We start from the raw sequence: 18,874 nt of genomic DNA, 5'->3' as shown, positions 1-18,874 counted from the left end.
CCTTGACCGGTTGATTATGACTGGCTGTATCAAACGCAATCCGGCGGCTGTTGACAAGTCTGTTGTGCAGATAAACTTATCCGGTAATTTTAACCAGTTTTAAGAAAACTTGTCCGAACTTAATCGGTTAAAATTAATTCAATCGGTTCAAGTGCTTGGCACAGTATTTGTTTTATCCGGCACATCTGCTATCGGCTGGGTACCAATTTCCAACGCCCTTCTTAACACGGAGTTTTTTATGAGCGAACGTCTCGAAGATATTGCAGTTGCCATGGTAGCAAAAGGCAAAGGCATTCTTGCCGCCGATGAAAGCTCCGGTACAATTAAGAAGCGCTTTGACAGCATCAACCTGACTTCGACAGAAGATGCACGCCGCGACTACCGCGAAATGCTGTTCCGTGCAGATGATGCGATGAAGAACTACATCTCCGGCGTTATTCTCTATGATGAAACCCTGCGCCAGAGCGCCCGTGACGGCACTCGTCTTGCAGACCTCATCAAAGCAGCCGGCTCGATCCCAGGTATCAAGGTTGATACCGGTGCCAAGTCTCTGGCCGGTTTTGCTGACGAAACCATCACCGAAGGTCTTGATGGCCTGCGTGAACGCCTGAACGAATATTACGAACTCGGCGCACGTTTTGCCAAATGGCGCGGTGTTATCGCAATTTCCGACAAGCTGCCGACATGGGGCGCAGTTCGTCAGAATGCACAGGCACTGGCTCGCTATGCAGCTCTGTGTCAGGAAGCCGGTATCGTGCCGATCGTTGAGCCGGAAATCCTGATGGACGGCGTACCGGGCAACCATTCCGTTGAACGTTGCTACGAAGTGACCGATCTGGTTCTGAAAACCGTTTTCAACGAACTCTATGATGCCCGCGTTAAGCTCGAAGGTATGATCCTCAAGCCAAACATGGTTATCGACGGCAAGAACGCCCGTAAGGCTTCTGTTGAACAGGTTGCTGAACTCACCGTTCGCGTTCTCAAAGCCAATGTTCCTTCCGCGGTTCCTGGTATTGCATTCCTCTCCGGCGGTCAGTCGGATGTTGAAGCAACTGCACATCTCTCCGCAATGAATGCCGGTTATGATATGCCTTGGAACCTGACCTTCTCCTACGGCCGCGCTCTGCAGGCTGCTGCCATCAAGGCATGGGGCGGTAAAGACGAAAACGTTCCTGCAGCACAGGCTGCCTTCACCCACCGCGCCCGCATGAACGGCCTTGCCGCGACCGGTGCATGGACTGAAGCACAGGAAAAGAATGCTTAACCAGCTTTCTTATTAAATTAAAAAGCCCGCGTTTAACGCGGGCTTTTTTTATATCTGACCTTTAATAACCGGTATGAGCCTGCAGCAAGACTGTAATCATCATCACGGCAATGGCAGCAACGGCGATTTTCCAAAAATCACTGCGCCGCTTCAACCCCGGCAGTCCCAATGGCTTAAGCAGATGTAATCCCATCAGGATCAGCAATAAAACCGGTGCAATCTTTGCCATTGCGCATCCTCTGAATATTATTACGACCTGACTTGTATCTTGCCCCCTCTTTAGTCGAATGGACGTCACTTTAACAGTGTGGATTAATATCGGCTGAGGAGAATGGCGTAGTTTATATTTTTCAAAACCGCACAAAGATCCGGTGAAAGTTATTCTGCGCCTGAGAGGTGCAAGCAAAGCTTGCATTGCAATGGGAGGAATACATGACTTCGGCTTATCCCGAAATTTATCAGGCATGGAAAAATGATCCCCAAACTTTCTGGGGCAAAGCATCCGCACTCATTGACTGGTATAAACCAGCGACAAAAATCTTTGACCCTGCACAAGGCCCTTACGGACGATGGTTTGCAGGCGCTGCATGTAACACCTGCTACAACATGCTTGACCGCCATATCGAGGCCGGTCGCGGTGATGTTCCCGCTATTCTCTATGACAGTCCTGTCAGCGGCCAGAAGGCTCGTTTTACCTATAGCGAGACTCTGGAACAGGTGATGCGGCTCAGTGCCGTGATGCAGGATTTCGGCATTCAAAAAGGCGATCGGGTACTGATTTATATGCCGATGGTGCCGCAGGCATTATTTGCCATGATGGCCTGTGCCCGCCTTGGTGCAATTCATTCTGTGGTTTTTGGCGGTTTCTCAGCCGATGAGTTGGCAGCACGCATTGATGACGCCACCCCTGCCCTGATTATTGCCAGTTCCTGCGGGCTGGAAGCCAATAAAACGGTCAGCTACAAACCGCTACTCGACAAAGCCATTGCCAGCGCCAAACATCAGATAAAGCATTGTCTGATCCATCAGCGTGAACAATGCCGATGCGAACTCATCACAGGCCGCGATCACGACTTTACAGAGCTTTGTGAGCAGGCAGCAGGACGTGATGTGCCTTGTACATCCGTTGCCGCCACCGATCCGCTTTATATTCTCTACACTTCCGGTACCACAGGCAAACCTAAGGGTGTGGTGCGCGACAATGGCGGCTATATGGTTGCGCTAGCCTGGTCGATGGGCGCGCTTTATGACATTCGTGCAGGTGATATTTTCTGGACAGCATCAGATATCGGCTGGGTCGTCGGCCATTCCTATATTGTCTATGCCCCGCTGCTGATCGGCGCCACAACAGTGCTGTTTGAAGGCAAACCGGTCGGCACGCCCGATGCCGGTACATTCTGGCGCGTCGTTGCCGAGCACAAGGTGAAAGTGCTGTTCACTGCCCCAACCGCTCTGCGCGCGATTAAGCGAGAAGACCCCGAAGGTAAGCTTCTGCATCAATATGATCTCTCTACCCTTGAAGCACTTTATCTCGCCGGAGAACGCGCTGATCCGAATACGCTGGAATGGGCAGAGCAGATGCTCAACCGCCCTGTGATTGATCACTGGTGGCAAACCGAAACCGGCTGGCCGATTGCCGGCAATCCGCGCGGCCTTGGCATATTGCCGGTCAAACATGGTTCCACCTGCGTGCCAATGCCCGGTTATGATGTACAGGTGCTGGATGATGCCGGACATCCGGCAAAAACCGGTGAGCTGGGCAATATTGTCATCAAACTGCCGATGCCGCCCGGCTGCCTGCCGACTTTATGGCAGGCCGACCAGCGCTTCCATGAAGCCTATCTTGATGAATTCAAAGGTTATTATAAATCCGCTGATGCCGGTTACATGGATGAAGACGGCTATATTTTCATTATGAGCCGCACTGATGACATCATCAATGTTGCGGGACATCGCCTGTCTACCGGCTCGATGGAAGAGGTGATTGCCGGTCATCCACAGGTGGCAGAATGTGCGGTGATCGGCATTGCCGATAAGCTCAAAGGACAAATTCCTTGCGGCTTTATCGTGCTCAAGGCCGGTGTGACACAAGCCCATAGTGAAATTGAAGCAGAATGTGTGGAACGGGTACGCGATCAGATCGGGCCTGTTGCCGCGTTGCGCACAGTTCTGACAGTCAGCAAATTACCCAAAACCCGCTCCGGTAAAATTCTGCGCTCAACCATGCAAAAAATTGCTGACCACGAGCCATGGAAAATGCCTGCCACAATCGAAGACCCGCAGACACTGGATGATATCCGTGACTGTCTTCATAAACGCGGCATCGGCACCTGCTCGGAAAGCACCAAGCCCGCTGCTTAAAGCATTTCCAGCAACAGTGGGAACCGGTTTACGTAATACCAATAATCAGAGCGGTTCCAATGTTTCAGTCATAACTGGAACCGCTCTGATACAAAAAAAGCCGCCGGAGATAATTCGGCGGCTCTTTCAAACTACAAATACAAAGAGATCTTACAGATCGTCTTCTTCGTCTTCCGGCGCGCTCTTCATCGAAGAAAGCTTGGCGAAGACTTTATCCGCATCCAGCTCATCCGATTCGTCATTACGGCTGTAATCCAGATTTTCTGTTGCCGATGCCGGCAGCAATGTATCACCGGATTCCGGCTCAATCGGACGATTGCGTGCTGCGCGGTCAACTTCGATATCCAGATCAATCTGCGAGCAGAGACCCAATGTTACCGGATCCATCGGCTGAAGATTGGCCGAGTTCCAGTGAGTACGGTCACGAATTTGTTCAATGGTCGATTTGGTGGTGCCGATCAGACGGGAAATTTGGGCATCTTTCAGTTCCGGATGGTTACGCACCAGCCAGAGAATCGCATTCGGGCGGTCCTGACGCTTGGACAAAGGTGTATAACGCGGGCCTTTGCGTTTGGCTTCCGGTACACGCACTTTTGGTTCGGACAGTTTCAGACGGTAATTAATGTCTTTTTCAGCCCGCGCAATTTCTTCACGGGAAAGCTGACCGGTAATAACCGGATCAAGACCCTTGATACCCTGTGCAGCTTCACCATCTGCAATCGCTTTCACTTCAAGCACATGCAGTTTGCAGAAAATTGCAATCTGGTCAAAAGACAGAGCAGTATTATCGACAAGCCATACGGCTGTTGCCTTAGGCATAAGAAGCTGAGTGGCCATAAGATATAATCCTCTCGTTCGCCCGCTCCGGTAGCGCGGGACGTGGGGTAAACCACAATTTCCGGGAATTCGTTCCCTCTATAACCAAATTTTACACAATGAGCAAGAAAACCCTGCACAGGAATTCAGCGCATTCTCAGTGGTTATGCGACGTCGAGGACGATTTTACCGATATGATTGCCCTCTTCCATACGTTCATGGGCACGCCATGCATCTTTCAGCGGATAAATCATATCCATCACCGGAGAAATAGTGCGGCTTGCCAGCAACGGCCAGACTTTTGATTCCAGTTCCGCCGCAATCTGCGCTTTGAAAGCAACATCACGCGCACGCAGGGTCGAACCGGTATGGGTCAGACGTTTAGTCATCAGCTTGGCAAAATTGGCTTTCGCTTTGGCTCCGCCAAGAAAAGCGATCTGCACAATGCGTCCTTCAACCGCCGCCGCATCATAATTACGGTCGACATAATCCCCGCCAACCATATCGAGAATAACATCTGCACCCTTGTTATTGGTGGCAGCTTTAACCTGCTCGACAAAATCCTGCTCACGGTAATTAATCGCAACATCCGCCCCAAGCTTCAGACAGGCAGAGCATTTCTCCGCAGAGCCGGCCGTCACAATTACTTTGGCACCCAGTGCCTTGCCAAGCTGAATTGCCGTTGTACCGATACCGGAACTGCCGCCGTGAATCAGCAATGTCTCACCGGTCTGCAACTGTCCGCGCTGCACCACATTGTGCCAGACCGTGAAAAGTGTTTCCGGAAGAGCCGCCGCTTCCACATAGCCATAACCGGATGGCAGTGGCAGCGCATTGCTCTCATAAACCACAGCATATTCAGCATAGCCGCCACCTGCCAAAAGAGCAGTCACGGCATCACCGACCTTATAGCGCTGCACGCCTGTGCCAATAGCCACCACATCACCGGCCACTTCCAGCCCCGGCAAATCTGAAGCACCGGCAGGCGGCGGATAATGCCCTTGTCGTTGCAACACATCAGGACGGTTCACACCCGCAGCTTTCACACGGATCAGAATTTCGCCTTTGCCCGGATGCGGCACGGCACGCCTGACCGATTTCAGTACCGATGGCGCACCGGCCTGTTCAATCGCAATTGCCGTCATCTGGGAAGCAAGTTCTGTTGTCATATCCGCTCCTTAAATTCTCTGATCCGCCCAAAGCGCTTTCCCTGATCTAGCCATATTATGCAGAAAAGATGCAATCCATAAAAATCATATCGCTAATGATGCAGGTTTGTGAGATGCTGAAAACTTATGTGGCCTGCCCGCCCTGCATTTAAAGGCAGACAGGTCACGAATATTGCGAACCATATTGAAAGCTGCCGTGGACAGGCTGCAGCAGGAAGTGAGGAAAACGCCATGTTCTTTGATAATGATGCGCAGGAAAAGCCAGCATTCACCCACTCTGTCGGTGAGGATGTCACCCTGCTTTCAGCCGCTGAAATCGACAACCGTATTGCTCTGCTTAAAGCGGAAATCCGCCGTCTCGAAACCGATCGCAATGACAGAAACAGCAGCCGCGCAGCCGCTGAGGCACTGTTTCGTCTGTAAGCCTTTGCTATTTCCGGATGTACCAAGTTTCAGAACCTCTGCTCTCAAACAGGCGGAGGTTCTTTTAATTTTACCTGACACAATATCTCATCAATACAAAGCCTTGCACTCTTTCAAGTGATAGGTCAGCATGGTTACACTCAATCTGTCCGAAGCGGCAATTTCACCTTGCAGTTTCGGACGAACAGGTTTCAAGATCAGAAAACTGTAAAACAGCCTGCAATAAAATAAAGGATTCTGCGTGTTCCGTTCTTATGTCCAGATTTTCGCACTGCTTTGCGGTACCGCTTTTCTGCTGATCGGTTCAGGTCTGCATGGTCTTTTATTGCCACTGCGCGGAAATGTGGAAGGCTTCTCGGTTACGGCTCTGGGTCTGATTGGTACGACATGGGCAGGCGGTTTCGTTGCTGGCTGTATTTTTGCACCGCGTCTGGTGCGCCGTGCCGGACATGTGCGGGCTTTCGGCTTTTTCGCATCAACTGCGGCGATTGTGGTTTTGCTGACCGGCCTGATGGTTGACGCTTCAATCTGGGTGGTTCTGCGCGCCATTACCGGTTTTGCCATGGCCGGTATTTTCATGGTGATTGAAAGCTGGCTGAATGAAAAAGCCACCAATGAAACACGCGGTAAAATTTTCGGCCTCTATATGATGGTCAACTACGGTGCTGTCATGACCGGCCAGATGCTGGTGATTACCGGCGATGTCGAAGGCAGTTCGCTGTTTATGATTGCCGCGATCTTCTTCTGCCTTGCGCTGCTACCAACCGCAGCATCCAAAGCATCTTCGCCGCGCCCGCTGACCGAAGTCCAACTTGATCTGAAAAAGCTTTATTCCAATTCTCCGGTTGCCTTTGTCAGCGTTATTCTGATTGGTATTGCCAATGGTGCATGGGGTACACTCGGTGCGGTTTTCGGCTCGCTCAGCGGTATTGATAAAACCACAATCGCGCTGATGGTCAGCTTCACCATTACTGCCGGTGCATTAATGCAAATACCTGTCGGACGTTTTTCCGACCGTATTGACCGCCGTTATGTCATGGCCAGCGTTGCCGGTTCCGCAGCTCTTATCGGTTTTCTGATTTTTGCAATCGCACCAACCAACGGCACACTCATTCTGGTCATGACCGCATTATACGGTTCGCTTGCTTATGCGATTTATCCGGTTGCGGTTGCCCACGCCAATGACCACGCAACACCTGAGACTTTCGTCAAGGTTTCCGGTGGTTTGCTGCTGCTTTATGGTTTCGGCACCATGCTCGGGCCGCTGATTGCTGCGGAATCGATGAATAATTTATGGCCTTCCGGCCTGTTTCTGGTCACTGCTTTGTCCCATCTGACCATTGCCGGTTATGCTATTCTGCGCTCACGTAAACGCGCATCACCTTTGCCATCGGAAAAAGAACAGTTCCAGAGCATGGCTGCCGAACGCCCTGCCACACAGGAAAGTGTGCTGCTTGATCCGCGCTCTGAAGCTGCACAGGAAGATAAATCCGCCCCTGTACCGGAACCGGCAAAATCAGAGGACTGACGCACGAATAGTTAGCTCTTTTACCCAATATAGCTATTTACGGGCATGGAGCGCTGCCTGCATCAGCCTGCGGAATTTCGGACATTCCGTATGGGTTTCTGCAGGGCATTCAGCCACATGCCGCAAGGCTTTGCTGAGTGTTGCCAGCTGGCGGACCTGCAAATCCAGCTGGTCTGCCCGCTGATGCAATGCCTGCCGCGGCAGATCAGCCGAACCGTCTTTTCCAAACATGCCTTTCATCTCGGACAGCGGAAAGCCCGCTATCTTCCCCAGCGAAATCAAAGCCAGTTGCTGCAGCACTTCCGGTGCATATTGACGGCGCAAACCATGGCGGCTGAAGGATTCGATCAGCCCGATCTCCTCATAATAACGGAGTGCGGAAGGTGACACTCCGCTCTTCTCCGCCAGCACACCTATATCAAGAAGTTTCATACTTGACCTCAAGTTGACTTGAAGTGGCAATGTAACAGCGACTCAAACAAGCCACAAGAGGAACCGCTGTGCGTTTCGCCCTCTCAGACACTTCCCCACGCCTTGCAATCCTTGCTCTTTCAGGTTCCATACTGCTGGCCTCCATGGCCGTGAGCATCACCGCTGTCGCATTACCGGCGCTCAGCAGAACATTGGATGCTCCTGTGTCTGCGGTTCAGTGGATTGTGCTGATTTACCTGTTGTCCGTCACAATAGTGATTGTGCTGGCGGGGCGTTGTGCCGACCTGTACGGCCAGCGTTTTATCCTGCTGACCGGCCTGATAATATTTACGGTCAGCTCGCTGCTCTGTGCTGCAGCACCAAATCTCACACTGCTCATTGCAGCCAGAGCAATACAGGGCATAGGCGGTGCCATCCTTATGGCATTACCGGTCTCAATCATAAGAGGCATGGTTTCCGGCGAACAGACAGGCTCCGCCTTGGGGCTTCTCGGCTCCATGTCAGCAATCGGTACAGCGCTTGGCCCTGCACTCGGCGGCGTCCTGATTGCTGTCTTTGGCTGGCGTTCTGCCTTTCTCCTGCTGGCAATATCCGGTTTTATCTTGCTGGTTCCGGCAATCAAAGCGATACCGGCGTCACCGCCAAACCATATAACCAGCCGCTCGCTGGATCTGTCAGGCGCGGCCTTACTGGCTATTATGCTGTTTCTCTATGCAGTGATAACGACCGGAAATAAAAACGGACTGAACTGGGATATGGCTGTCACCATTCCGGCGGTTCTGTTTGTCCTGATAATTTTTGTAGATGTTGAAAGCCGGTCTTCTTCGCCGCTGGTGCCTCTGTCACTCTTGCGCAATCCTGTTATCAGCGCCTCGCTGATAACCAACCTGCTCATCAGCTCAGTGATGATGGCGATGTTGGTGGTCGGGCCATTTTTCTTGTCATTCGGCCTGCTGCTGAGGGAAGCGACAACAGGACTGGTTGTCGCTGTTGGTCCTGTTGTTGCGGCGCTGGCCGGTATTCCTGCAGGACGTATCACGGACCGGTTCGGCATAAGACGCGCGCTGGTTTGCGGGCTGGCTGTCATGAGCATTGCGCTCATCTGCATGGCTTTACTGCCCGTCAGATTCGGAACTACAGGATATATTTTATCTCTGATAATGCTGACACCGTGTTTTCAGCTGTTTCTGGCCGCCAATAATACAGCCATCATGCTTACAGCACCCGAAGACCAGCGCGGTATCTTGTCCGGATTGCTGGCCCTGTCACGCAATCTGGGACTGATGACCGGCGCGTCTGTCATGACCACAATATTTATTACAGCACTCGGACAGGAAGAACTTGTTCATGCAACAGTAAAATCCGTCGGATTTGCCTTTACTGTCACTTTACTGACGGCGGCAGGACTCGCACTGCTTTCGCTGATAATCACGCTCATCAGCATAAGAAAATAAATCCGGTGCGGGCCTGATATCCGGCCTGCACCTCATCTTTCAGAGCCTGCCCATCCGGCGGTTCTGTCTGAAACTGTGCTTTACAGTTTAGCGTAGTTAATGTCGGGTGACTTGTGTCCTAAGCTTTTCTATCTGTTCCTTCAGATAAAGCTTTTTGCGTTTAAGATCGGCGATCGTCAGCGTATCAGTAGCTGGCAATGCTGCGGCGTCGGAAATTTCCTTTTCCAGTGCATCATGCTTCTTTTCCAGTGAGGCAAGATGGGATTCAAGTGCCATTATTGCTTCTCCTTTATATTTACGCGTCACTCTCATTTTGTCAGCAGATCAGGCTCCAAGACCCGTTCGGCCTGCAGGAACTTGCTTGTGACAGCTCCCAGCCTCGAACCAGACTATGACAAAACAATGACAGTCTTGCATGAGATTTGATTAATGTCGAATTCATATTTGGCACATTTCAACTTTGCCAAATTTGTGCTACGGCAAAGCTGAAAAAGGGCGGATTATACTGACCTGCGGTGCTTCTGTGAAAATCGTAACCTGTAATGGTGCGCGATAAATGCAGATGTCCGTGGTTCTGTTCTCCCCGTGAAGACAAGATCAGATGGAATATGCCATGGCCGATCAGGAACAAGCCGAAATTCGCCTCTCCGTTGCACGGTTGCGCCAGGAACACACGGATTTTGATCTTGCCATTAATGCGATGATGCAAACCGGCTGTAATCAGCTCAGCATTCAGCGCATGAAAAAGAAAAAACTCGCGATCAAAGATCAGCTGAGCAAGCTGGAAGATAAAATCATTCCGGATATTATTGCCTGAACTTGGGCATGAATTCGGGCCTGAACCTGATCCGATCACTTCATATTCTCACCGCAGATAAAAGACCGGCAGACTTTTGCGAAGCCTGACCGATTTTTTATTTTTTAAATCCAGCACCTGACAGGACATTTCATGGCAGATAACACACCAACTTCCCCGAAAGTCGCCATCATTATGGGCAGCCAGTCTGACTGGCCGACCATGCGCAATGCAGCGCAGGCACTGGATACGCTGGGGGTTACTTATGATGCCCGTATTATTTCTGCGCACCGTACGCCGGATCGCATGGTTGAATTTGCCAAAACGGCACGCGATCAGGGCTTTCATGTGATTATCGCCGGTGCAGGCGGTGCCGCCCATCTGCCGGGTATGGTTGCATCCATGACGCCGCTGCCGGTTTTTGGTGTTCCGGTACAGTCCAAAGCGCTGTCGGGTCAGGACTCGCTGCTTTCCATCGTCCAGATGCCTGCGGGTATTCCTGTCGGCACGGTAGCCATCGGCAATGCCGGTGCCACCAATGCTGCACTGCTTGCCGCTGCGGTTCTCGCACTGCATGACAAGCCGCTGGCAGACCGTCTGGATGCCTATCGCAAAGCCCAGACCGATGCCGTGGCTGCTGCCCCGAAAGATGAGGGCTGAGCCATGCTGCAAGCAGGATCAACAATCGGGATTATCGGCGGCGGTCAGCTTGGCCGTATGCTGGCCATGGCGGCAGCGCGCCTGAGCTTCAAAACCATTATTCTGGAACCGCAAGCGGATTGCCCTGCCGCACAGGTCGCCAATCACCAGATCGTGGCTGCCTATGATGATCGCGCCGCCTTGCTGGAACTGGCTGAAGCCTGCGATGTCATCACCTATGAATTTGAAAATGTGCCGGTAGAAGCCGCACAGTTTCTCGCAACAAAAAACATTGTTTCCCCGCCACCGCTGGCTCTGGAAATCTCGCAGGATCGCGTTGCCGAAAAACAGTTTCTCAATGAGAGCGGCATTGCCACCGCGCCATGGCGTGTGGTTGACGATGTGCAGGATCTGGTCGCAGCGTTTGGCGCGCTGAACGAGCGCGGCATTCTGAAAACCCGCCGTTTCGGCTATGACGGCAAAGGTCAGGTGCGCCTGAACAGCCTCGATAATGACGCTGCGGCTGAAGCCATTGCTGCCATTAAAAATGCTCCGGCAATTCTTGAAGGCTTAGTGGAGTTTACCCGTGAAGTTTCTGTCATTGCCGCACGCGACAAGGCAGGCAATGTCCGCCTTTATGACATTGCAGAAAATGTTCACAAGAACGGCATTCTCGATACCTCAACCATACCGGCATCGGTCAGCTCTGAAACCGCAGCAGCCTGCACCGAGGCCGCACAGAAGCTGCTTCATGCGCTGGATTATGTCGGCGTGCTCGGCTTTGAATTTTTCGTTCTGCCGGATGGTTCTGTAGTTGCCAATGAATTTGCACCGCGCGTGCATAATTCCGGTCACTGGACAGAAGCGGCCTGCGCTGTTTCGCAGTTTGAGCAGCATATCCGTGCTGTGGCCGGCCTGCCGCTCGGTGATCCGCGACGCCACAGCGACTGCGTCATGGAAAACCTGATCGGTGATGATGTGCTCAAAGTCCCGGCGATTCTGGCAGAATCGGATGCGGTGTTGCATCTCTATGGCAAGGCCGAAGCACGTGAAGGACGCAAAATGGGGCATGTCACACGCATTAAAAACGGAAAATAACACCGTTTTGCGGGTTCTGTGCGCATCAATGGTTGACAATTGACCCATTCATTGACTATTTCACCTCAACCATTCAAACGTGCTCTTTGGCTCGCTCTGAAACATGCTCCCAATACGGGAAACGGTTTTGGGAACAAGGCATGTATAGAAACAAAGAGCTGGAACGAGCGCAGCGTTTCTAATGAAATGAGACACGTTCCAGGAATATGCCCAATTCGGGCCAAACACATTGGTGAGTAACATGAAGATCAAGAATTCGCTTAAAGCGCTCAAAGGCCGTCATCGTGACTGCCAGCTGGTTCGTCGTAAGGGCCGCGTATACATCATCAACAAAACTGCTCCTCGCTTTAAAGCCCGCCAGGGTTAATGAGCTGAGCGGGAAAGTTTAACAACGATCCCAGTGCAGTAAGTTGCAGAGAATTTTAACAGCGCCGGTATTAATTTACCGGCGCTGTTTTTATGCCTTTAATCAGCCGGTTTCTGCTTTATGATAGCACTATGACCAAGACACGCAGCTCCCTCACCGTTTCTCTGATATCAGCCCTGATGATAACGGGTGCTGCGGGCTTTGCTGCGGCAGAAGATATCAGCACCACCGGCAAGACAGAATTGCAGCCTATGCCGCCTGCAGTGACAATACCTGAGGCTCCGAAACCGGCACCAATCAACAACACGGCGGCAAAGCCCAAAGAGAAACCGAAAAACCCCGATGTGGAAATGACAGGACCGCTCACTGAAACCCGCAGGAAAGAACAGGAACAGCTGTTCACGGATTTGCGCAAGGCATCCACGCCGGAGAAGTCCCATGCCATAGCCAGCCGCTTACGCCAGAGCTTTGTGCGCACCGGCAGCGATAGTCTGGATCTGATGCTGCGCTGGGCTGAAACCGCCCTCAACCAGTCCCGCGAGGCCGAGGCGCAGGATTATATTGACGAGGTGATGGCACAGCGCCCTGACAATGCAACGGTCTGGCAATTGCGCGCCCGCCTGCATCTGCGCCGCAACGAGCTGGCTCCTGCCCTCAATGACATCAGGCAGGCAATGATTTTAGAGCCGCGCAATTTTGATGTTCTCATCAATTACGCAACTTTGCTGCGCGAAACCGGAAACCGCAAAGGTGCCCTCCGGCTTTATGAACAGGCTTTGAGTGTTTATCCGATGATGAAAGAAGCGCAGGATGAAATGCTGAAGCTCACGGAAGCCGACAGCGATACCGCCCTCTGAGCCCGCATTTAGAGCATAATTTTAAAGTATTAGAACGACCTTGTGTAGTGCCAAGTCTGGCACACGCGCTCTAAAAGCCCCTTACGGGGCTTTTTACTTATTCGCTGATGATTTTCACACGGTCGCCTGCTGAAACCGTACCGCCGCTCGGAAGAGCATTCAGAAGGCGGAAGAGATCAAGCTTACGATTTGTTCCCTGCATACGGTTGGCCAGTGAGCCCAGCGTATCTCCGGCTTTCACACTGATAACACGGATACGCAACGGTTTTGCTGCAGCCTGTTCCGCCGGTGTCAGCACGCGGAAGCTTTGTGTAGTCGCCTGCGTTGTTGCGCTCAAAGCACCGCTGTTTTTCGGTGCAGCGACGAGGAAGCGATAAACCTTCTGGCCGGAAGCGATAACAACAATTTCAAACTGCCACTTGTCCGCACTGGCACGCGCAGTGGCTGCAGGCAGACCATTGATTGTGGTTGTCTGTACAGACTGCTCATCAAGGCCCGTCACCCAGCCGCTGCGCAGATAGGCTGCAAGATCACCGCCCTGCGGCAGCGCTGCACCGTCAAAGCGGATAGCCAGTTCACCCAGGCCGCTAGCCATAACGGCATTGGCTGAATTATCAATCGTAAAGCCTTGCGGAACACTGAAAGTCACCCCAAGTTTCGGGTGAATAAAGGTGCGCTCACGCACAAAGCCTTCTTGCGGCGTGTCACCATAGAGCAGGCCGTCAATTCCGTTCAGGAATGAAGGACGGTCGGTAGTGCCGACACCCGGTGCACCGATGCGGCGTGCATGGCCGATGGCCAGATCAACGCGCTGCGGTGTGGCCGGATGGCTGGCCAGAAAGTCGAGACTGGCGTCGGTCGCGCCGGAGACTGAGCGGAAACCCGTATAGGCTTCCATCGACTGCAGAAAGCGCGCCGAAGCAAACGGGTCATAACCCGCAGCACCAATCATCTTAATGCCGATAGCATCGGCCTGTAATTCCTGATTGCGCGAGAACTGGGCAAGACGCAATTTGCTGCGGATTGCCGCCTCACGTCCTGCCGCATCATCATGCAGCACCTCGGAAGCAACGCGCTTGGCAAGCACCGATTCCGCTTCTTTTGCCTGCCGCAGAATACCATGATTGGCAGTAACATGCCCCATTTCATGCGCGATAACAGCAGCCACTTCAGATGAATCATTGGCAAGCGCCAGCAAGCCGCGGGTCACATAGAGATAGCCCCCGGGCAGAGCAAAAGCGTTGATATTAGGGCTGTTGAGAATTGTAATGCGGTATGTCTGGTCAGGATTGTCAGAAACCGTTGTGAGATTGCCGACGATCTTTGCGACCATGCGCTCAAGTCTGGCATCTTTATATTCCCCGCCATAGGTAGCGAGAATACGCGGATGCTGCTGTGCACCGAGTTGTGCCAGCTTGTCATTCTTGCTGACATTGGCAACCGTTACCGGATTGGACGACGGACCGATCACATCGGGATCGCTGAAATCTACAGTACGGCAGGCAGATAAAAGCGCAACCAGACCAATAGCGGCTGATCGTTTGAAAACTGGAGAAATAGAGGGCTTTTCCGCTGCGGAAAACCGTGCTGCCCTTAAAAACATATCCAGTGTCGTGTCCCCGTTTTACTTCAAAGCTGAATTGGCGGTGCAGGTTGCACGGCTTGTTCAGCGATTCTGTCTGCTGGTCTGTAAACGAATTGTCCGCAATATAAACAATGCGCTTCTGAATAGAAGTGAAATGATTTTTGCGGCATTTCACAAATTGTCAGCTATTGCATCATTAGTAGATATAGGCTGCTTCTCTGTTTAACCAGAGCCGGTCGTATTAAATGATTGTAATGCGTCCGCTCCGGATCGCCTGAACAACCTCATATGTGGCGACCCGATGCGAGCATTTAACTGCGCAATGCTTTGTGTCAATATCACGTCATTCAATATGATAATCTGATTATCATATTGTAATCAGGATGTTTTATGCCCCGACGTGCCCATATAGTCACGCACCGGCTGAGGGCCGGAGGACGAGAGCATCACAGCTGCATCCCCCTGCTCTCTGATTTGCCCCTCTTTGAGAAAAAACAGCGTTGAATCGAAACGCAGTGCATCTTCCGGTGTATGCGTCACCATCAGAACAGTGATGCCGGTTTCCTTTTGCAAATCACGGATCAGATCCAGCATTTGCTGACGCAAAGCAGGACCAAGAGAAGCAAAAGCCTCATCAAGCAACAAAACAGGCTTGTCACGCACCAATGCGCGGGCAATCGCAACACGTTGCCTCTCACCGCCGGAAAGCGCTTCCGGTTTGCGGTTTTCTTTACCGGTCAGCTCCACACGGTCAATGGCATTCTGAACTGCTAGCCGGTCTGCCTCACTCAGTTTGAGCGAAGGCGACCGCCCGAGGCTGACATTGGCACGCACATCAAGATGCGCGAACAGATTATTCTCCTGAAACACCATAGTAACCGGTCGTCCGGCGGGGGCTTCGCTGCTGATTTCCTCATCACCGATCAGAATACGGCCGGATAACGGTGCTTCAAATCCGGCAACCAGATTGAGCAATGTCGATTTACCGGAACCGCTCGGGCCCACAATCACACCGGTTTCACCGGCCTTTAAATGCAGGTTAAACAGCATGTCTGTCGCCCCAAAGGAGAAACGAACATTGTCGAGAGTAATTGCAGCATTATGTCGTGTCATGAGGCATTCCGCTCAGTAGATTTGCCTGAATTGATCCGGCTGCCGGTTTTATCAGTGATAAGCATCAGCGCAAAGCAGATAGCGGCAAGGATCAGGGCAAGGCCTGCCGCGTCACTGGTACGATAGCTACCCATGCGCTGCAGCAGAAGATAAGGCAAGGTTTGCACCGCATCGCTGCCGAAAAGAGCAATCGTGCCGAGATCCCCCATGGACAGTGCCATGGCAAAGATAAAGCTCAGGATAAGCGGGCGGCGGATGACCGGCCAGTCGATCAGACGCAGACGGTTAAGCCCGCTGATACCGAGCGAAGTGCAGAGCCGGTTATTCTGTGCCGCTGCGCTGTCCCATGCAGGACGCAGCAAGCGCACCGCAAAAGGCATGGCCATGACACCATTCACCGCAATGACCATGAAAGGCGCGAGCGTGAACACATCGGTGAACTGGCGCAGCAATATGAACCAGCCCGCACCGATCACAATCGGCGGAATAATCAGCACCAGGCTGGAACCGCTGTCGAGAGCGGTGGTGAAAAAGCTGCGCAGCCGCTTTGGGGATTTAAGATTTTGTGCGGCGCTATATTCACGTGCAGTGACCAGCGTAAGCGACAACACGACACAAAGACTGGCTGCGCCAAAAGCCAGCAAAAGCGAGGTGATAATTGCCTGCTGTACCACGGCTTCATTCAGCAAACGCCACAAATCAGAGCCCAGACCGGACAGAACCATCCCCAGAACAGGCAAAGCAATGAACAGGGTGGCAAAGAGGATAATGATACCTGATGAGATTTTCGACCATTTGCCGTGGTGAATATAATCACGGTTGGTCGTAGCCAGAGACAGACCTTCTTCGGTTGGCTTGCCGGTCAGACGCAGCAGACATAAAACGCCAATAGTCAGCAGTAATTGGGTGAGTGTGAGAGCAACAGCACGCGCCAGATCAAAATCAAAATGCAAGGCCTGATAGATGGCAACTTCCAGCGTAGTCGCGCGGGGGCCTCCGCCCAATGTCAGCACAATGGTAAAAGAACTTGCGCAGAGCATGAAGATCAGCCCTGCAATACCACTCAGATTTCGGGCAATCACCGGCCATTCGATCAACCGGAAGCGAGCAAAACCGCCCATACCCAATTGCGCTGAGAGTTTCCAGTAATCCTGCGGAATGGATTCGAGACTGGCAAGCAGCAAACGTACCGCAAGCGGCATATTGAAAAATACATGTGCCAGCAAAATGCCGGTCAGGCCGTAAATATCCGGTATCAGCGGCAGCCCCAAAGCCGTACTGCCTTGTGCGATAAAACCATTGCGCCCGTAAATACTGGTAATGCCGAAGACGGCGACCAAGGACGGCAATGTCAAAGGCACCGCGAAAAAGCGCAGCAGCAATTTGCGACCGCGAAATGCGGTATTGGCGTGGAGTGCACGGGCAACCGGCAACGCAAACAGCACTGAGAGCAGAACCGACAACAATGCCTGCAGCAACGTAAATCGCGTAATATTCCATAAATAGCTGTCAAAAGCGGCCAGAGCATCACTATCGGATTGCAGCCCCTGAATGCCAAGTGACAGCAAAGCACCGCCGGTCAGAACCAGCAGCAGAAGCAGCGCGATAAAGCCTGAAACAGTTTTAAAACGGAAGGCCTGCATATTTCTCCGTAGCTGCCCCGCCACAGGTGCGGCGGGTGCAGTCATATTCAAGGTCATAGACAGTTGTGTCTTAGCGGCTCATGGCTTTCAGCCACTCATCAACCCATGCTTTGCGGTTTTGTGCAACGGTTTCAGAAGCAATCAGCAGGCTCTTATCCGGTTTTGGCAGAGCATCAAAAGCCGCATCGAGCGGCGCAGATGTGTCATAGGCCGGATACATCCAGTTGGTCTGCGGAATAACATCCTGAAAACCGGCTGTGGTTATGAATTTCAAAAACTCTGCAGCGCGCGGGTTTTTTGCGCCGTTTATCGTCTGGCCGGCCAGTTCAATCTGGAGATAATTACCTTCTTCAAAAGTCACCGCCTTATAACGCTCGGTTTTATCGGAGATCATGTGATAGGCGGCAGAAGTCGTATAGGACAACACCATCGGTGCTTCACCTTTGGTGAACAGGCCATAGCCCTCAGACCAGCCCGGTGTAACTGTCAACACGCGTTTGCTGAGCTTTTGCCACTGCTCCGCAGCCTTGTCGCCATAGAGATCTTTCACCCAGAGCATCATGCCCAGGCCCGGTGTGGACGTGCGCGGATCCATCAGAATGATTTTCTGCGAAGCATCACCGTCAATCAGTTCCGCCATGGATTTCGGCGGATTTTTTAGCTTTTCACTGTCATAGATCACAGCGAAATAGCTGTAATCATAAGGCAGGAAAACCTCGTCCTGAAAATTGTCAGGCACATTACTTTTCACATCGCCCAATCCATGCGGAGCGAACAGACCCGTGGCTTTGGCATCATTAATAAGATTGGTATCAAGCCCCAGAACAATATCTGCCTTGGTGGATTTGCCTTCCAGTTTCAGGCGGTTGAGCAAAGCCACACCATCGGCAACAGCGACAAAATTGACAGTGCAGCCGCAGGATTTTTCAAAATTCTCTTTAACCTTCGGGCCCGGCCCCCAGTCAGATGTAAAACTGTCATAGGTATAGATCGTCAGATCCTGAGCCTGTGCTGCACTGACACCAAGGCTTAAAACAGACAGAAAACCGGTTGTGAGAAGTAGATTTCTGATAAGCATGAGATAACAGCCGCGCGGGCTCTCCTCTGGTTATGAATTGATCCAAGGATTGAGCGCCGGAAGCCGGACAGCATCTAATCCCTCCGCCGGTACAAACCGGATCAGGTTCAGCGGGTTAGCCGGAGACCGGCCTCTCAGCCTTCGGAAACCGAAGGCACCCCGTTAGAGCGGGCGGACAATAGGATAAAACAGCGTTACGGAGCAAGAGGATTGTTAGAGCATGTCGGGCTCAAATGGTTTCAGTTGAGTTG

At 52.2% G+C, this 18,874-nt stretch carries 19 protein-coding genes and 1 riboswitch; of the genes, 10 read left to right on the top strand and 9 right to left on the bottom strand.

Annotation, left to right across the window (positions count from 1 at the left end; all coding sequences use genetic code 11):
• Positions 1 to 238: 238 nt before the first annotated feature.
• Entirely contained in the window at positions 239 to 1,264 is a 1,026-nt protein-coding gene (locus tag HBA93_RS12065; RefSeq protein WP_221723423.1) for a class I fructose-bisphosphate aldolase, read from the top strand.
• A gap of 61 nt (positions 1,265 to 1,325) precedes the next feature.
• Here HBA93_RS12065 and HBA93_RS12060 read toward each other — a convergent pair whose 3' ends face one another.
• Positions 1,326 to 1,493 carry a hypothetical protein gene (locus tag HBA93_RS12060; RefSeq protein ID WP_022711757.1) on the bottom strand — a complete coding sequence of 56 codons (168 nt, stop codon included), beginning with the start codon at positions 1,491 to 1,493 and terminating at the stop codon, positions 1,326 to 1,328.
• A 203-nt stretch (positions 1,494 to 1,696) separates the two neighbouring features.
• Between HBA93_RS12060 and HBA93_RS12055 the strand changes: the two genes are divergently transcribed.
• Positions 1,697 to 3,625, top strand: coding sequence for a propionyl-CoA synthetase (locus HBA93_RS12055; RefSeq protein ID WP_221723422.1), 1,929 nt, complete (start codon positions 1,697 to 1,699; stop codon positions 3,623 to 3,625).
• 150 nt (positions 3,626 to 3,775) lie between these two features.
• Here HBA93_RS12055 and HBA93_RS12050 read toward each other — a convergent pair whose 3' ends face one another.
• Positions 3,776 to 4,462: a DUF1013 domain-containing protein gene (locus HBA93_RS12050; RefSeq protein ID WP_121994106.1), complete on the bottom strand. Its 687-nt coding sequence runs from the start codon at positions 4,460 to 4,462 to the stop codon at positions 3,776 to 3,778.
• A 143-nt stretch (positions 4,463 to 4,605) separates the two neighbouring features.
• A complete protein-coding gene (locus HBA93_RS12045; RefSeq protein WP_221723421.1) occupies positions 4,606 to 5,610 on the bottom strand; it encodes an NAD(P)H-quinone oxidoreductase in 1,005 nt (334 codons plus the stop codon).
• Between the two features lie 126 nt (positions 5,611 to 5,736).
• Between HBA93_RS12045 and HBA93_RS24760 the strand changes: the two genes are divergently transcribed.
• Both HBA93_RS24760 and HBA93_RS12035 read left to right on the top strand, forming a co-directional pair.
• Positions 5,737 to 6,033, top strand: coding sequence for a DUF1192 domain-containing protein (locus tag HBA93_RS24760; RefSeq protein ID WP_502910103.1), 297 nt, complete (start codon positions 5,737 to 5,739; stop codon positions 6,031 to 6,033).
• Between the two features lie 241 nt (positions 6,034 to 6,274).
• Positions 6,275 to 7,561: an MFS transporter gene (locus tag HBA93_RS12035; RefSeq protein ID WP_221723420.1), complete on the top strand. Its 1,287-nt coding sequence runs from the start codon at positions 6,275 to 6,277 to the stop codon at positions 7,559 to 7,561.
• A gap of 33 nt (positions 7,562 to 7,594) precedes the next feature.
• Here the strand turns inward: HBA93_RS12035 and HBA93_RS12030 are convergent, their stop codons facing one another.
• Complete coding sequence (locus HBA93_RS12030; protein WP_221723419.1) at positions 7,595 to 7,993, bottom strand: helix-turn-helix domain-containing protein; 399 nt, start codon at positions 7,991 to 7,993, stop codon at positions 7,595 to 7,597.
• Between the two features lie 68 nt (positions 7,994 to 8,061).
• Between HBA93_RS12030 and HBA93_RS12025 the strand changes: the two genes are divergently transcribed.
• On the top strand, positions 8,062 to 9,447 hold the full coding sequence (locus HBA93_RS12025) for an MFS transporter (RefSeq protein ID WP_353619352.1): 1,386 nt from the start codon (positions 8,062 to 8,064) through the stop codon (positions 9,445 to 9,447).
• Positions 9,448 to 9,543: 96 nt separating this feature from the next.
• On the opposite strand, the gene HBA93_RS12020 is transcribed toward HBA93_RS12025, so the two are convergent.
• Entirely contained in the window at positions 9,544 to 9,726 is a 183-nt protein-coding gene (locus HBA93_RS12020) for a YdcH family protein (RefSeq protein ID WP_028233180.1), read from the bottom strand.
• Positions 9,727 to 10,060: 334 nt separating this feature from the next.
• Between HBA93_RS12020 and HBA93_RS12015 the strand changes: the two genes are divergently transcribed.
• The 5 genes from HBA93_RS12015 (at position 10,061) to HBA93_RS11995 (ending at position 13,204) form a co-directional block, all read left to right on the top strand.
• Complete coding sequence (locus HBA93_RS12015; protein WP_033315775.1) at positions 10,061 to 10,264, top strand: YdcH family protein; 204 nt, start codon at positions 10,061 to 10,063, stop codon at positions 10,262 to 10,264.
• A gap of 132 nt (positions 10,265 to 10,396) precedes the next feature.
• A complete protein-coding gene (gene purE, locus HBA93_RS12010) occupies positions 10,397 to 10,903 on the top strand; it encodes a 5-(carboxyamino)imidazole ribonucleotide mutase (RefSeq protein ID WP_221723418.1) in 507 nt (168 codons plus the stop codon).
• Between the two features lie 3 nt (positions 10,904 to 10,906).
• Positions 10,907 to 11,980: a 5-(carboxyamino)imidazole ribonucleotide synthase gene (locus HBA93_RS12005; RefSeq protein WP_221723417.1), complete on the top strand. Its 1,074-nt coding sequence runs from the start codon at positions 10,907 to 10,909 to the stop codon at positions 11,978 to 11,980.
• 241 nt (positions 11,981 to 12,221) lie between these two features.
• Complete coding sequence (ykgO, locus tag HBA93_RS12000; RefSeq protein WP_075657282.1) at positions 12,222 to 12,347, top strand: type B 50S ribosomal protein L36; 126 nt, start codon at positions 12,222 to 12,224, stop codon at positions 12,345 to 12,347.
• A gap of 131 nt (positions 12,348 to 12,478) precedes the next feature.
• On the top strand, positions 12,479 to 13,204 hold the full coding sequence (locus HBA93_RS11995) for a hypothetical protein (RefSeq protein ID WP_221723416.1): 726 nt from the start codon (positions 12,479 to 12,481) through the stop codon (positions 13,202 to 13,204).
• 97 nt (positions 13,205 to 13,301) lie between these two features.
• On the opposite strand, the gene HBA93_RS11990 is transcribed toward HBA93_RS11995, so the two are convergent.
• The 4 genes from HBA93_RS11990 to thiB form a co-directional block, all read right to left on the bottom strand.
• Positions 13,302 to 14,807 carry a M48 family metalloprotease gene (locus HBA93_RS11990; protein ID WP_221723415.1) on the bottom strand — a complete coding sequence of 502 codons (1,506 nt, stop codon included), beginning with the start codon at positions 14,805 to 14,807 and terminating at the stop codon, positions 13,302 to 13,304.
• A gap of 360 nt (positions 14,808 to 15,167) precedes the next feature.
• Positions 15,168 to 15,902: a thiamine ABC transporter ATP-binding protein gene (locus HBA93_RS11985; protein ID WP_122092626.1), complete on the bottom strand. Its 735-nt coding sequence runs from the start codon at positions 15,900 to 15,902 to the stop codon at positions 15,168 to 15,170.
• Entirely contained in the window at positions 15,899 to 17,545 is a 1,647-nt protein-coding gene (thiP, locus tag HBA93_RS11980; RefSeq protein ID WP_221723442.1) for a thiamine/thiamine pyrophosphate ABC transporter permease, read from the bottom strand. The genes HBA93_RS11985 and thiP overlap by 4 nt, the downstream gene beginning before the upstream one ends.
• A 70-nt stretch (positions 17,546 to 17,615) precedes the next feature.
• Positions 17,616 to 18,617 carry a thiamine ABC transporter substrate binding subunit gene (gene thiB, locus HBA93_RS11975; protein WP_221723440.1) on the bottom strand — a complete coding sequence of 334 codons (1,002 nt, stop codon included), beginning with the start codon at positions 18,615 to 18,617 and terminating at the stop codon, positions 17,616 to 17,618.
• Between the two features lie 67 nt (positions 18,618 to 18,684).
• A riboswitch (TPP riboswitch) is annotated at positions 18,685 to 18,795 on the bottom strand.
• Positions 18,796 to 18,874: the final 79 nt, after the last annotated feature.

This window comes from Ochrobactrum sp. SFR4, from assembly GCF_019730395.1.
In the GTDB taxonomy this organism is placed as follows: domain Bacteria; phylum Pseudomonadota; class Alphaproteobacteria; order Rhizobiales; family Rhizobiaceae; genus Pseudochrobactrum.
This window is presented reverse-complemented; position numbering and strand designations above follow the sequence as displayed.